Origin of the sequence: Sorangium sp. So ce887, from assembly GCF_051521455.1 — a bacterium.
In the GTDB taxonomy this organism is placed as follows: Bacteria; Myxococcota_A; Polyangia; order Polyangiales; family Polyangiaceae; genus Sorangium.
The window spans coordinates 6778899-6792715 of the sequence record NZ_CP150354.1 but is presented as its reverse complement, the minus strand read 5'-3'; the positions used below and the strand labels follow the sequence as shown (position 1 = coordinate 6792715).

General features: G+C 69.9%; 12 protein-coding genes. 3 read left to right on the top strand and 9 right to left on the bottom strand.

The features are described 5' to 3' along the window. Positions 1–7 precede the first annotated feature (7 nt). From ung to WMF36_RS25050, 3 genes are read right to left on the bottom strand one after another with little or no spacing between them, the layout of a single operon-like run. Positions 8–691, bottom strand: coding sequence for a uracil-DNA glycosylase (ung, locus tag WMF36_RS25060; RefSeq protein WP_437573270.1), 684 nt, complete (start codon positions 689–691; stop codon positions 8–10). 7 nt (positions 692–698) lie between these two features. Next, the gene (nth, locus tag WMF36_RS25055; RefSeq protein WP_437573269.1) at positions 699–1331 is read right to left on the bottom strand and encodes an endonuclease III; all 633 of its coding nucleotides are present in this window, start codon (positions 1329–1331) and stop codon (positions 699–701) included. A gap of 38 nt (positions 1332–1369) precedes the next feature. Continuing rightward, positions 1370–2506: a penicillin-binding transpeptidase domain-containing protein gene (locus tag WMF36_RS25050; RefSeq protein WP_437573268.1), complete on the bottom strand. Its 1137-nt coding sequence runs from the start codon at positions 2504–2506 to the stop codon at positions 1370–1372. A 696-nt stretch (positions 2507–3202) separates the two neighbouring features. Between WMF36_RS25050 and xylA the strand changes: the two genes are divergently transcribed. Together xylA and WMF36_RS25040 are read left to right on the top strand one after the other, a co-directional pair. Then, positions 3203–4534, top strand: coding sequence for a xylose isomerase (gene xylA / locus WMF36_RS25045; RefSeq protein ID WP_437573267.1), 1332 nt, complete (start codon positions 3203–3205; stop codon positions 4532–4534). Positions 4535–4938: 404 nt separating this feature from the next. Then, positions 4939–5673: a hypothetical protein gene (locus tag WMF36_RS25040; RefSeq protein WP_437573266.1), complete on the top strand. Its 735-nt coding sequence runs from the start codon at positions 4939–4941 to the stop codon at positions 5671–5673. Positions 5674–5806: 133 nt separating this feature from the next. On the opposite strand, the gene WMF36_RS25035 is transcribed toward WMF36_RS25040, so the two are convergent. Together WMF36_RS25035 and WMF36_RS25030 are read right to left on the bottom strand one after the other, a co-directional pair. Further along, positions 5807–6349 carry an EF-hand domain-containing protein gene (locus WMF36_RS25035; RefSeq protein ID WP_437573265.1) on the bottom strand — a complete coding sequence of 181 codons (543 nt, stop codon included), beginning with the start codon at positions 6347–6349 and terminating at the stop codon, positions 5807–5809. A gap of 293 nt (positions 6350–6642) precedes the next feature. Next, positions 6643–7605: an AraC family transcriptional regulator gene (locus WMF36_RS25030; protein ID WP_437573264.1), complete on the bottom strand. Its 963-nt coding sequence runs from the start codon at positions 7603–7605 to the stop codon at positions 6643–6645. 193 nt (positions 7606–7798) lie between these two features. On the opposite strand from WMF36_RS25030, the gene WMF36_RS25025 reads away from it, so the two are divergent. Further along, entirely contained in the window at positions 7799–8533 is a 735-nt protein-coding gene (locus WMF36_RS25025) for an SDR family oxidoreductase (protein WP_437573263.1), read from the top strand. A 30-nt stretch (positions 8534–8563) separates the two neighbouring features. Here WMF36_RS25025 and WMF36_RS25020 read toward each other — a convergent pair whose 3' ends face one another. The 4 genes from WMF36_RS25020 to WMF36_RS25005 all read right to left on the bottom strand — a co-directional run bounded on the left by WMF36_RS25020 (position 8564) and on the right by WMF36_RS25005 (position 13677). After that, complete coding sequence (locus tag WMF36_RS25020) at positions 8564–10249, bottom strand: hypothetical protein (protein WP_437573262.1); 1686 nt, start codon at positions 10247–10249, stop codon at positions 8564–8566. Positions 10250–10480: 231 nt separating this feature from the next. After that, positions 10481–11074, bottom strand: coding sequence for a hypothetical protein (locus tag WMF36_RS25015; RefSeq protein WP_437573261.1), 594 nt, complete (start codon positions 11072–11074; stop codon positions 10481–10483). 9 nt (positions 11075–11083) lie between these two features. Next, the gene (locus tag WMF36_RS25010) at positions 11084–13219 is read right to left on the bottom strand and encodes a molybdopterin cofactor-binding domain-containing protein (protein ID WP_437573260.1); all 2136 of its coding nucleotides are present in this window, start codon (positions 13217–13219) and stop codon (positions 11084–11086) included. Further along, positions 13216–13677 (bottom strand): (2Fe-2S)-binding protein, encoded by a 462-nt coding sequence (locus tag WMF36_RS25005; protein WP_437573259.1) that lies wholly within the window; start codon positions 13675–13677, stop codon positions 13216–13218. Before WMF36_RS25005 ends, WMF36_RS25010 begins: the two co-directional genes overlap by 4 nt. Positions 13678–13817 lie beyond the last annotated feature (140 nt).

Genomic DNA, 13817 nt, shown 5'->3' with positions numbered 1-13817 from the left:
CGCGGCGCTAGTCGAGCTCCGGGAGCCGCCAGTCGATCTCGTCGGCGCCGCGGGCGCGGAGGGCGGCGTTGATGGTCGAGAACGGCTTGCTGCCAAAGAAGCCGCTCCTCGCCGACAGCGGGGAGGGGTGGGCCGCCTTGATCACCGTGTGGCGGCGCGCGTCGATGAGCTTCGCCTTCTTCTGCGCGTGGCCGCCCCAGAGCACGAACACCACCCCGTCCGGCCTGTCGTTGACCTTCCGGATCACGGCGTCGGTGAACGTCTCCCAGCCCTGGTTCTTGTGCGAGTTCGGCGTGTGCGCGCGGACGGTGAGCACGGTGTTCAGCAGCAGCACGCCCTGGCTGGCCCAGGCGGTGAGGCAGCCGTGGCGCGGGACCTTGAAGCCCGGCAGGTCGGAGAGCGCCTCCTTGTACATGTTGGCGAGCGACGGCGGCGGCGGGACGCCCGGGCGCACGGAGAAGCAGAGGCCGTGCGCCTGCCCGTCGTCGTGGTACGGGTCCTGGCCGAGGAGCAGCACGCGGACGCGATCGTACGGCGTGAGCTTGAACGCGGCGAAGACGTCGTCCTCGGCCGGGAAGACCCGGTGCGCCTTCCGTTCGGTCTCCAGGAAGCGTGTCAATTGCTGGAAGTAGGGCTGCTCGAGCTCTCCCGCGAGCACGCGCTGCCATGAGTCGGGCATATCGATCTTCATCTCTCGCTCAAACCCCTTCCTTCGGACAGAGATCGCTCATGCGACATTCCGCGCACCTGGGCTTCCTGGCCACGCACGTGTACCGGCCGTGCAGGACCATGGCAGGGCCGAAGAAGGTCCATTGATCCTTCGGCACGATCCTCATGAGGTCCTCCTCGATCTGCTCGGGTTTCTCGCGCTTCGAGAGGCCGATGCGGCCGCTGAGGCGGGCGACGTGCGTGTCGACGATGATGCCCGAGGGGAGGTTGAACGCCGTGTTGAGGACGACGTTCGCCGTCTTCCTGGCCACGCCCGGCAGCGAGGTGAGCTCGGCCATGGTCCCGGGCACCTCGCCGCCGAAGCGCGCGACGAGCGCCTGGCACGCGGCCTTCACCGTCTTCGTCTTCTGCCGGTAGAAGCCGGTCGGCTTGAGCTCCTCCTCGAGCACCTCGGCGGGGGCGTCGGCGTACGCCTGCGCCGTCGTGTACTTCTTGAAGAGGGCGGCGGTCACCCGGTTGACGCGCTCGTCCGTGCACTGCGCGGCCAGAATGGTCGCGACGAGCAGGTCGAGCGGCGTCTCCCAGTTGAGCTCGTAACGCGCGGCGGGGTAGGCCTCGCGCAGGTGGTCGAGGAGGAGGGGTACGCGATCTCGGGCGTTCATGCGGGTCGCCGCAGGGTACCCCAGCCTGGCGCCGTCCGTCAGCGCCGCCGAGCGACGGGGCCCGAGCGCCGCCGGCCGAAGTAGATCTCGAGCAGCTCGCGGCCGACGAGGTTCGCCTTGGTGCGCCACGCGATGTCGTTGGCCAGCATCACCGAGACGGCGATCTCGGGGCGATCGGACGGCGCGAACGAGGCGAACCAGGAGAACATCCGCGAGGGGCTGCCGCCGACCAGGGTGCCGGTCTTGGCGGCGACGGGCATGGTGCCGAGGGCGCGCGTGCCGTCCGGCTTGCGGAACGCCTTGGCGCAGGTGCCCCGCCGCGTCGTGACCTCGAGCATCGACCGGAGGGTGCGCGCGACCTCGGGCCGGAGTCCGCGGCCGTCGGTGCTCCGCGGCGCGGGCGCGTCCCCGCCGGCCTGCGCGCCCGGCGGCGCGAGCAGCGAGAGCCGGACGCGCTCGCCGTCATTGGCGATGGTCTGCATCGCGAACAGGGCGCCGAGTGGGCTGAGGCGCCCGCTCCAGAAGCCGGCGCCGGCGCGGGCGAGGCCGAGCGCGTCGGACGGGATCTCGGCGGTGCTGGGCGCGACCGGGACGTCGATGGGGACCTCGCCGTCGAAGCCGAGATCGCGGGCCTTGCGGCGCAGGTCGGCCGCCGTGAGGTGCCGGCCGGCGAGGCGGGCGAAGACGCCGTTGATGCTGCGGCCGAGCGCCTCGCCGAAGACGGTGCAGGTGGAGCCGCGGCCCAGAAGGTCGCGCGCGGTGATCGCGCTCATGCCGCCCGTGTAACAGACGGGCGTCGCGACATTCACCTTGCCGCCCTCGAGGAGCGCCGCCGCGGTGACGATCTTGAAGAGGCTCGCGCTCGGGGCGACCGGGGTGGCGACGTAGTCGCGCTTGCCGCGGCTCGCCCAGACGAGGATGCGGCCGGTGCGGACGTCGGAGGCGACGATGGCGCCCTCGGGCGCGCCGGAGCGGGCGAGGAGGCGCTCGGCGGCGCGCTGGAGCTCGGGGTCGAGCGTGAGGCGCACCTGCTTGCCCGACGCGCCGACCGCGGCGTGGACCGCGCCGCCCTCGACGTGGAGCTTGCGAATACCCGGGGGCGCCGGAGATGCCGTCGCCGGCGCGATCCACAGGGCGACCGCGGCGGCGAGCGCGAGGTAGAGACGCGATCGCACCCGACGCAGATGCAAGAGAGGGCGCGGGCGGGCCAAGTTCCGCGCAGCACGAGCACGTCATCGGCGAGGCTCATCCCTGGTCGCGCGGGAGGCTTCGCCGGGCCTACCGTGGGCGCGGAACCAGGTGAAGGTGAAGGGTTTGAAGGAGTCGAGCTCGAGACGCTGTAGCGATAGGGCACATCGACGAAGCGGCTCTCCGGCCCGCGTCACCCGCGGCCCCGGGCGCCAGAGGGCGGCCTGTCCAAATTCACGCGGTTTCTGGCGAGCGTTGACACCCACGCGCTGATCTGGTAGGTGAGCGTAGCGTCCGCGCGAATGCGGCTGACGGCGAAAGATGCGGGTGAGTTTTTGCCTCGCGAGACGACGGATGCGCAGGGCTTGGTCCCGCTTACGCGTCGCCCACGGGCCGCCGCCACGCGCTGAAGTACCATGTTGCTGTAAGGTTACCGCCGCCGTCGTGGACCGGCTCGAGCAGCACGGCCTGTGCCGCAGGGTGCGGCAGTACGAGCGCCTCAACGGATCCAGCGAGGGCAGCGTAGGCAACCGCGGTAAGGTCGCGCGGATCGTCCCTGCGGGGGCTGTCGACGCGGCTCAGCTAGGTACGGTGACCGGCACGAGACGCCGGCGCCGGAGGCTTGTTGTCGAAGGCGCCCTCTGATATAAGGCACACGCAAACCACGAGCTGGAGATCCGTTTATGACCGTTGTGACTGGCGACAAAGAATACTTCCCTGGTGTTGGCAAGATCCCCTATGAGGGGCCTGAGTCCGACAACCCCCTCGCCTTCAAGTGGTACGATGCCAACCGCGTCGTCGCTGGCAAGGCCATGAAGGATCACTTCAAGTTTGCCGTGTGTTACTGGCACACGTTCTGCGGTCGTGGGCACGATCCGTTCGGTCCGGGAACGATCCACCTTCCCTGGGATGAGGGCAAGGACCCGCTGGCCCGTGCTCGTATGAAGATGGACGCGAACTTCGAGTTCATCACCAAGCTGGGTGCGACGCACTACTGCTTTCATGACATCGACCTGGTAGAAGAGGGCGATAGCCGCGCCGAGACGTCGCGTCGTCTTCAGACCATCGTCGAGTACGCCAAGCAGAAGCAATCGCAGTCTGGTGTCAAGCTGCTGTGGGGCACGGCAAACCTGTTCACCAACCCGCGCTTCATGAACGGCGCTTCCACGAGCCCCGATTTCTCCGTGGTGGCCTATGCCGGCGCCCAGCTCAAGGACGCCCTCGACGCCACCATCGCGTTGAACGGTGAGAACTATGTGTTCTGGGGTGGCCGCGAAGGTTACATGAGCCTGCTGAACACGGACATGAAGCGCGAGAAGGCTCACCTCGCTCGCTTCTTGACCATGGCGCGCGACTACGCGCGCTCGCGCGGCTTCAAGGGGGTCTTCTTCATCGAGCCCAAGCCGATGGAGCCCTCCAAGCACCAGTATGACTTCGACGCTGAGACCGTGATCGGGTTCTTGCGTCAACACGGTCTGGACAAGGACTTCAAGCTCAATCTGGAGACGAACCACGCGACGCTCGCTGGCCACACCATGGACCACGAGATGCAGGCGGCTGCGGACGCCGGCATGCTCGGTAGCATCGACGCCAACCGCGGCGACTATCAGAACGCGTGGGACACCGATCAGTTCCCCTACAGCATCAACGAGACGGTGGAGATGATGCTCATCCTGCTCCGCAGCGGTGGGTTCCAGGGTGGCGGCGTCAACTTCGACGCCAAGCGTCGTCGCAATTCGACGGATCTAACCGATACCTTCCACGGACACATCGGCGGCATGGATGTGTTCGCTCGTTCGCTCCTCATCGCCGATGACCTGATCCGCAAGTCGCCGCTCGAGTCGATGCGCAAGGCGCGTTACGCATCTTTCGACGGTGGTAAGGGTGCAGAGTTCGAGCTGGGTAAGTTGACGCTGGAGCAGCTGGCCGAGATCGGCAACGCTGGTGGTGAGGTCAAGCTCACGAGCGGTCAGCAAGAGCTGTACGAAAACATCGTCAATCGGTGGGTTCGATAAGTTGAGCGATTGAGGGAAGGACAGCCGGGCGACGCCGTTGCGAGCCCGGCTGTCTTCTGAGGTCGCGGCGGTTCGCCACCGCGAATTCGCCCTTGGGTGACGCTGGTTCGGTGGCGAGGGACCGTTGCGCCGCAGCGCCGACACGACGGGCGCCACGCCCTCGCGGGAGAGGGCGCCGCTCAGGCGGCCGAGCAAGGGCAGGGCGCTCCCGGCGCCGCCGCGGAGCCTGGCACCGGCGCCGCCGCGGAGCCTGGCACCGGCGCCCCGCGGGGCCTGGCACCGGCGCCACCGCGGGACCGCGGGACCTTTCGCCCGGACCGGGGCGGACGCGTTCGAGATACGCGCTGCTCCTGTGCGCGCTATGGTGTCGTCTCCCGGCCGGGGCCGGGGCTTCCTCGTCGCCCATGCCGCCGACCCGCCTGCTGCGCAGCACCGAGATCCCCCAGGCCGACAACCTCGCCAACGTCCGGCGCGTGCTCGAGGCGCTCGCCGGAGGGGTGACCGCGAAGGAGCAGCTCGTGGAGCAGACGGGCATTTCCCTGCGCCACGTCGGCTACGCGCTCGCCGCTGCCCGCGTCCTCGGCTGGCTCGGCGACGACGACGCCTCGCTCACGCCCGCTGGACGCGAGCTGCTCGCCGCTCCCCCGGGCACCGCCGACGAGCGGACGCTCCTGCGGCGCGCGATCTTCGCGTGCGACGTCGTGAAGGAGGTCGCGCCCGATCTCTTCGATCCGGCGGCGCCCACCACGGGGGCGCTCGCGCGGCGCCTCTACCGCTTCACCGCCGGCATCGGGAAGGAGACGGCGCGGCGGCGCGCGCAGACGCTGCTCGCCTGGCGGAGCCAGGTGCTGGAGCAGCAGCTCCCGCTCTTCCCCAGGCGTCCGAGGAAGCGCCGCGCCGCCGCTCCGGTGGGCGCCGGCGACGAGGTCGCGCCCGGCGCTGGCGCGGAGACGGCGCTTGCCGCTGGCGCGGAGACGGCGCCTGGCGCGGGCGATGCGGCAGCGCCTGGCGCGGGCGATGCGGCAGCGCCTGGCGCTGGCGAGGAGACCTCGCCGCCCATCGGGCGAGGCGACAGCGACGCCCCTGCAGCCGACCGCCCATCGCACCCGGGGCGGGCGCAGGGGCGCTCGCGGCGCTGAGCGGCGAGCGCCGGGGGAGGGAAGCGCGGCGACGCCCGGGTGGAGTCGGCCGAGCCGGCGTGGCGCCTCGAGGCGCGCTGCGCTCCGGAATCACGCCCTGACGGCCGCGGCGCGCCGCGCGTCTGCCGCGATGCTACCGCGCTGCCGGCTGCTTGCGCGCGGGGCGCGCCGCGCGCAGCTCGTCGGCGGTCAGCTTGTTGTCGCGGTTCGCGTCCGCCGCCTTCACCCGCTCCCAGCGCTTGTCGCCCACCTCGTCCCTGGTGAGGAAGCCGTCACCGTTCTTGTCGCTCCTGACGAAGCGCGCCTGCTGCTTCGCTGCGCGCGCCTTCGTGCGCTGCTCGGCGTGCGCCTTGAGCTCCTCGGCCGACAGGGTGCCGTCCTTGTTCGTGTCCGCCTTGCCCAGCCGCTTCTGCGCCTTCTCCGGGAGCTCGGCGACGGCCAGCTTGCCGTCCCCGTTCTTGTCCAGGCGCTTGATGAGGCGGGCCGGATCCCTGGGGCGGTGGTCGCGCCGGGCGTCCTTGTCCTGGCGCGGCGCCTGCGTGTCCGCCGCGCCGTTCCCGCGGGTCGCCGCGTAGGCCGCTCCGCTGCCGGCGAGCACGGCCGTCGCGAGGAAGCTGCCGAGGACGAAGCGACGGATGGCGCTGTGGGCCGTGTTCGAGAAGAGGGAGAGGGTCATGTGGGTCGTGCTCCTTGGTGCAAGGGCCAGCCTGTTCTTGCCGGCTTCTGTTCCTGGGACGCTCCCCGGCCGGCCCTCCCTACGCGCGCTTCGATTTTTTTGAGCGGGCGCGGGCGTGACCCACGGCATCTCGCATCCGGCCGGGCATCTTGCGTCCCGCACCGCGAGGAGGAGAGCGACAGCACCCGGCGCGGCCCCGGCCTTGGCCGGTCCCCAGGAATCCATGCCACAGCAGCACGGGCTGCCCCGGCGGGTCGCCGCCTGCCCGGTCGTGCCGACGTGCGCCCCTGGGGCTAACCCATCAGCGACTTCGAGCCCATCCTGCTCCGGAGCCGCGCGACGTCGCGCGACGGCGGCGCCCCGAACAGCCGGCTGTACTCGCGGCTGAACTGCGACGGGCTCTCGTAGCCGACGCGGTAACCGGCGGTCGCCGCGTCCACGACCTCGCCGAGCATCAGGCGGCGCGCCTCCTGGAGCCGGAGCTGCTTCTGGTACTGTAGCGGGCTCATGGCCGTGACGGCCTTGAACTGATGGTGCAGCGCCGAAGGGCTCATGTGCACCTCGCGCGCGATGGCCTCGATGCGCAGCGGCTGGGTGTAGTTGCTCTTCACGAGGCTGATCGCCTTCGCGATCCGCTGCGCCTGGCTGCCAGCCAGGGCGATCCGCAGGAGCTGTCCTCCCTGCTCGCTCTGCAGCAGGCGATAGAGGATCTCGCGCACGGCGAGCGGGGCCAGGATGGGAATGTCCTGGGGCGCCTCCAGCAGGCGGATGAGCCGCAGCGCCGCGTCCATCAAGGGGAGGTCCGTCCGGCTGACGAACAGGCCGCGCGCCTCGGGCTCGCTGCCGGGGGCGGCGCTCGGCCTGGGGAGACCGGGCTCGGTGAGGAGCGCGCTGACGTCGCTGGGCTGCACGTCGAGCGCGAGGCACAGGTAGGGACGCTCCCTCGACGCCACGAGCACCTCGCCGACGAGGGGCAGGTCGACCGTGACGACCAGGTGGCGCCCGGGGCCGTAGACATACACCTCGTCCGCCAGCATCACCTGCTTGCGACCCTGGGCGATGACGCACAGCATCGGCTTGTAGACGGTCGGTATCGGCTCGGAGGGCTGCGCGGCGCGGATCAAGCTCACGCCATCCACGACCGTCGCGTGCATGCCGTCCCCGGGGGCGAATCGCTCGATCAGGGCTGCCAGCTCCTCGAGCCGCCGCTCGACCTCACGATCCAGCCTCTCTGCCGCCGGGACGCCTGCATGCATGAGTCCAGGGTACCTCATCGCGCTCGATCCGCCCACCCGGCAGAGGCCCGCGAGGGCGCCGGAGGCTCGCCGTGCAGGATCGGGCAAGAGCCGTCCAGGAACCGACTACCGCGTGCTCGCGGTGAAGCCCTAGGTTCTCCTCGTGACCGGCGCAGTCCCGCGCCGGCGAGCAATCTGTATCAAGGAGTCTCCCATGCCTGGTATCGAGGGTAAGGTCGTTGTGATCACCGGCGCGAGCAGTGGTATCGGCGAGGCCACCGCGCGCCTGCTTGCCCGGCGCGGCGCCCGGGTCGTGATGGGCGCCAGGCGCACGGACAGGCTGGAGAAGCTCGCGTCCGCCATCCGCGCAGAGGGCGGCACCGTGGAGTATCGAGGCCTGGACGTCACGAAGCGAAAGGACATGACGGATTTCGTGACGTTCGCGCAGACGACGTTCGGCCGTGTCGACGTGATCGTCAACAACGCCGGCGTCATGCCGCTCTCGCCCCTCTCGTCGCTGAAGGTCGAGGAGTGGGACCGCATGATCGACGTCAACATCCGCGGCGTCCTGCACGGGATCGCGGCCGGCCTGCCGATCATGAAGGCGCAGGGGCAAGGGCAGTTCGTCAATGTCGCGTCGATCGGCGCGCACAGCGTGCTCCCGACGGCCGCGGTCTACTGCGCGACGAAATACGCGGTCTGGGCCATCTCCGACGGTCTCCGGCAGGAGTCCACCGACATCCGGGTGACCGTGATCTCCCCCGGCGTCACCGAGTCCGAGCTGGCCGATACCATCACGGACGACAGCGCGCGACAGGCGGTGAATGAGTGGCGGAAAATTGCGATTTCATCGGATTCCGTCGCCCGCGCGATCGCGTTTGCGATCGAGCAGCCGGAAGACGTCGACGTGAACGAGATCGTCGTTCGCCCGACGGCGAGCCCGCTCTGAGCTCGACGGGCCGCTAGGGCACCCGGAGCCTCAGGGCGCGCCACCCCCGCCCGCGCCACCATCGCCCGGTTTTCCACCGCCCGCGCCACCATCGCCCGGTTCTCCACCGCCCGCGCCACCCCCGCCCGGTTCTCCACCGCCCGCGCCACCCCCGCCTGCACCGAATCCGCCCGCTCCGGCGCCCAGGCCGCAGTCCTGGGGATAGCCGCAGAAGCCACCGCAATCGACCTGGGGAGGAACGCAGAGCTGCGGCTCGTCACGGTTCCTCTCCAGCTCCACCGGCAGGAACTGGAGCTGCGCCGTGATCCAGGCGTCCAGCAGCTCGTATCGCTCCTCATCGCCCGAGCGGAGCATGCCCTCGTCCGACAGTTGCTCGTAGATGCCCTTCAGGACCGCGTTGGGGTCCAGCGCTGCGAAGTCCTCGATCACGTCCTCGCACGCCGCGATCGTGTCGGCCCAGCAGGCCGGCTCGTTCTGGCATCCGCGGGCCAGCGCGCTCGTGCCGGGCAGAGGGACCTGCGGATACCAGCTCTGCCCCAGGCTGATGTCGACCGAGTACGGCAAGTACTGAAACAGACCATCGTTCCGCTCGACGAGCACGACGTTGTTGCCGTTGTGAAGCGTGTCGTCTCCGGTGGCGAGCACCCACGACAGGCACTGAAAGCGATGGAAAGCCGGCCAGTCGATCCAGCCCGCGAGCGCAGCCTTGAAGCCCTCGCCTTGCGGCGTCTCCGCTATCGCCTCCTCGAGCTCCTTCACGCGGGTGTTGTCGCACGTCTTGAGCTGGCAGCTCCCTGGATCGTCGAAGACGCTGCCCCCGGGCGGCACCACGTCGATCGGGATCCCGCCGCCGCCCCACGGGTCGTTGCCGGCGAAGTCTCCGGCGAACTCCCACATGTTGGCGCAGCCGCCGCCGAGCTTGTCCTCGAGGCGCGAACAGAACGCCTTCTTGTAACGCTCGACCACGACGTAGGGGATGGACACCTCCGCACCCCAGACATTGCTCGAGACCCAGGCGTAGCTGGTCAGGGGGGCCGGGTAATCGAGGCGCGCATAGAGCTCGAGCGTGAGGCGCTCGCGGAAGATGGTCCCGACCTGGCCGTTGTTGAGCCGCAGGTGCTCGACGCCGCCGAGCCGCTGCTGCTCGACGAACTCGTCCGCGTCGATGTTGAGGTTGGGAATCGAGCGCTTCGTCCAGGGCCGCATCGTCGACTGTCCGGCGATCCCCACCTGGACCTTGCCGTAATCGGCCGTCTTGCCCTCGGTGCCGGCCGTCGTCACCCAGAGATGATCCACGAAGGTCGCGTCCTCCCCGGTCGGTGAATAGATATCCCCGAACTCCGATCGTTTTATGGGGATCCCGCCGCCGGCGAACCCTTCGTTCATGATCTCGAGCTGCTCTTCCGAGACAGCGAACCAGTAGCGGTTGCCGATGGTGCCGAAGACATCGAGCGCAAGCTCGGCCACCTCGGTGTCCGCGGTGGGCGCTCCGGGGTACTCCTCCGCGGGCGCGCCGCCGGCGCCCCCGGTCCCCCCGGCGCCCCCGGCCCCGCCCTCCCCGGTCGTGTAATAGTAGTTGTAGTAGTTGTCCGGCTCATCCGCGCAGCCCGCCAGGAAGCCGGCAGACGGGATGGCGCACAGCGCGAGCAGGGAGACCGCTCGCGTGCGGGACGACCATGACCGAACAGAAGGAGAAGACGGTAGGCAATTGGACATGAGCGCGACCTTTCCGCGACACGCCCACTGCAAAAGTCGTACCGTCCACAGTAAAAAATCGCGACCGCCCCGGCGTCGCTGCCCTGGAGCCCGATCAGCCGGGCAGGTCCGGTGAGATCGTCGGGGAGCTCCTCCCTTTCGCCTCGCGGGGCGGGACGCGCGGTCGGCGCCCCCTCATGACACGACGATCAGAGCCTGGCACACTGTCCTGTCGCGGAGGGCGGACGACGATCACCCGCCCGGGCAGGGGGCGCCGGCGCGGGCCCAGGTCTCCCAGGCAGCCACGAACTGGGCGTAAGGCGTCGGGATGGGCGTGCGGCCAGCGCCAGGGTTCCAGCCCCAGGTCACGAGGGGATCCTCGAGGTGGACGCGCAACGCCGCCATGTCCTTGCCGCCGTTGCGCGCCGGATCCTTGATCTGCTCGCAGAGCGCCCCCGGGGCGACGCCGACGAACACCATCGGCATCTCGGGCGGCGGCATGTGCCAGCCCTTCGAGACACCGGGCGGCACGTGCGGGCCGTAGCTGCCGGGCGGGTTCGTCGGCCCGTGGCACGTCGTGCACTCGGCGCCGGCCATGCCGTTGCCCCTGGGACCGCGGAGCACGAACTGGTTGTGCAGACGACCCTCGTCGCCCTGCAGCGGTATGTCGCCCGCGGGGTGACAGTTCTGGCAGCGAGGATGCTGGAGGACGCCGCGCACGGTCTCGAACGCAGCGAGGGCGGCGTCGCGGCTGACGGGCGACGACGAGGGGCCCTGCGAGGCCCCGGGCGTCTGTCCCCCGCACGCGGCGAGGAGAAAGGCGAGAACAAGAGACGATCGGATCATGGTCAGTACCTACGCGAGGCGGAACGGGAGGGAGCGCAGCCGCTGCTTGGTCAACGCGAACACCGCGTTCGCCACGGCGGGCGCGATCGGCGCGGTGGCAGGCTCCCCGATGCCGCCCATCTTGGCCTTGCTCGGGATGAGATGGACGGCGATGCGCGGCATGTCGGCCATCCGGAGCATGGGATAGTCGTGGAAGTTGCTCTCCTGGACCTTCCCCTCGACGATGTTGAGCTTGCCGTAGAGCGCAGCCGTGAGGCCGAAGGCGACGCTGCCCTGGACCTGCGCCTCGATGCCGAGCGGGTTCACCGCGGTGCCGCAATCGACGCTGCAGGTGACCGCGTGGACGCGGATGCGCCCCTGCTCGATCGACACCTCGGCGACCTCGGCGACGATGGAGCCGAACGACTCGTGCATCGCGAGCCCGCGCGCCCGTCCCGGCGCGGGCGCCGTGCCCCAGCCGGCCTTCTCGGCGGCGACCTTCAGCGCATGGGCGTGGCGCGGCTTGTTCTTGAGCAGCTCCAGGCGGTACGCGAGCGGGTCCTGCCCGGCGGCGTGCGCCAGCTCGTCGACCATGCTCTCCACCGCGAAGGCCGTGTGCGTGTTGCCGACCGAGCGCCACCAGAGCACGGTGACCGGCGTCCTCGGCGAGTGCAGCGACACCCGCAGCGCGGGCGTCCCCTCGATGTAGGGCGACTCGGCGATCCCTTCCACCGAGGTGTGGTCGATGCCGTTCTTTACGATGAACGACTCGAGCGGTGTGCCGGCGACGATCGACTGGCCCACGACCATGTGATCCCACGCCGCCGGCATGCCGCGCCCGTCGACGCCGACCCGGACCCGATGAACGTACGCGGGGCGGTAATAGCCGCCGCGCATGTCGTCCTCGCGCGTCCACACGACCTTGACCGGCACGCCGGCGGCCTTCGCGACGATCACGGCCTCTCCGACGAAATCCGCCACGGGGCTGGCGCGCCGCCCGAAGCCGCCGCCGAGGAACATCGTGTGGATCTGGACCTTCTCGGGCGTCGTGCCGAGGATCTTCGCCGCGGCCATCTGGTCGCCGGTCTGGAACTGCGTGCCGGTCCAGATCTCGCAGCGATCGCCCTCGATCTTGACCGTACAGTTCAGCGGCTCCATCGAGGCGTGCGCGAGGTAGGGCACGTCGTACTCCGCCTCGAGCCTCGACTTGGCCGCGGCCAGGGCGTCCTCGACCTTGCCGACCTGGCTGGCGACCGCGCCGGGCGTCCGCGCCTGCGCGCGAAAGTCGGCGAGCAGCTTGGCGCTGTCGGCCCCGCCGCCCTCGGGCGTCGTCCACTCGGCGCGGAGCGCGTCGCGCCCGAGCTTGGCGGCCCAGAAATGCGCGGCGACGACGGCGACGCCGGTCGCGGTGGGGACGACCTTCTCGACGCCGGGCACCTTGAGGGCGTCCGCGGCGTCGAACTTGACGAGCCTGGCGCCGAACGCCGGCGGGCGCAGCACCACGGCGGTGCGCAACCCGGGGAAGTGCACGTCGAGCCCGAACTGCGCCTTGCCCGTGATCTTCTCCGGCGTATCGATGCGGCGCACGAGGGTGCCGATCAGCTTCCAGTCCTTGGGGTCCTTCAGCTTCACCTTCGCCGGCGGGGTCAGCTTCATGGCGTCCTCGGCGAGCTGGCCGAAGGTCAGCTGATCCTTGCCGTGGGTGACGACCCCCTTCGCGGCGACGCACGCCGCGGGCGACACCTTCCATCGGGCGGCTGCCGCGCGCAGCAGCATGTCCTTGGCCATCGCGCCGACGGTGCGATACCGCTCGAACTCGCCGTTCGTGCTCGACGACCCTCCGGTCATCTGGAACTGCATCACCGGATGGCCGTAAACAGGCGCGGCCGGCGCGTGCTCCGATCGCACCTTCGACCAGTCGCACTCGAGCTCCTCGGCGATCAGCATCGCGAGCCCGGTCCAGATGCCCTGGCCCATCTCGGAGTGCGCGAGCAGCACGGTCACGGACTCGTCCGTTCCGACGCGCACGAACGCGTTCGGCGACACCGGAGGAGGCTGCGCCGCCTTCGGCGCGGCACGGACCCCCTGCGGAACGTAGAAGCTGAGCAGGAGCCCCGCCGCCGAGCCCGCGGTCGCTTGCAAGAAGTCACGCCGGGAGACGGTCACTTGCCACCTCGCTTGAGCCGCGAAGCGAGGATCACCGCTTCGCGTACACGCACATACGTCCCGCATCGACACACGTTTCCGGACAGCGCAGCGTCGATGTCGGCGTCGCTCGGATCCGGCTTCTGTTCGAGCAAGGCGACCGCGGTCATGATCTGCCCGGACTGGCAGTACCCGCACTGGACGACGTCGGCCTGCGCCCACGCCTGTTGCACCGCGTGCGACCCGTCGGCCGACAGGCCCTCGATCGTCGTCACCTTGCGCGCCCCGACGCTCGACACCGGCAGGACGCAGGACCGCGCGGGCTTGCCGTCGAGGTGGACCGTGCAGGCGCCGCACTGGGCCATGCCACAGCCGTACTTGGTGCCGGTCAACCCCAGCAGATCCCGGAGCACCCAGAGCAGGGGCATCTCCGGAGCGGCATCCACCTCGCGAACAACGCCGTTGATATCGAGTTTCATGACCGTCCACGCAATACTTTTGCGCTGGTGCGGCGTCAAGCGACTGCGCTGGTTCTTATCATTTCTTCAACATCGACCAGCGGCACGCCGTCGTTTGACGTCGGTTTGACGTCGGTTTGACGTCGGGTTGTGACGCCCGA

What these genes read in the sequence shown, in the direction of transcription:
- WMF36_RS25030 (WP_437573264.1), bottom strand. Translation starts at nt 7,605, where the DNA reads ATGCATGCAGGCGTCCCGGCGGCAGAGAGGCTGGATCGTGAGGTCGAG.
- WMF36_RS25005 (WP_437573259.1), bottom strand. Translation starts at nt 13,677, where the DNA reads ATGAAACTCGATATCAACGGCGTTGTTCGCGAGGTGGATGCCGCTCCG.
- ung (WP_437573270.1), bottom strand. Translation starts at nt 691, where the DNA reads ATGAAGATCGATATGCCCGACTCATGGCAGCGCGTGCTCGCGGGAGAG.
- WMF36_RS25025 (WP_437573263.1), top strand. Translation starts at nt 7,799, where the DNA reads ATGCCTGGTATCGAGGGTAAGGTCGTTGTGATCACCGGCGCGAGCAGT.
- xylA (WP_437573267.1), top strand. Translation starts at nt 3,203, where the DNA reads ATGACCGTTGTGACTGGCGACAAAGAATACTTCCCTGGTGTTGGCAAG.
- WMF36_RS25015 (WP_437573261.1), bottom strand. Translation starts at nt 11,074, where the DNA reads ATGATCCGATCGTCTCTTGTTCTCGCCTTTCTCCTCGCCGCGTGCGGG.
- WMF36_RS25040 (WP_437573266.1), top strand. Translation starts at nt 4,939, where the DNA reads ATGCCGCCGACCCGCCTGCTGCGCAGCACCGAGATCCCCCAGGCCGAC.
- WMF36_RS25035 (WP_437573265.1), bottom strand. Translation starts at nt 6,349, where the DNA reads ATGACCCTCTCCCTCTTCTCGAACACGGCCCACAGCGCCATCCGTCGC.
- WMF36_RS25020 (WP_437573262.1), bottom strand. Translation starts at nt 10,249, where the DNA reads ATGTCCAATTGCCTACCGTCTTCTCCTTCTGTTCGGTCATGGTCGTCC.
- nth (WP_437573269.1), bottom strand. Translation starts at nt 1,331, where the DNA reads ATGAACGCCCGAGATCGCGTACCCCTCCTCCTCGACCACCTGCGCGAG.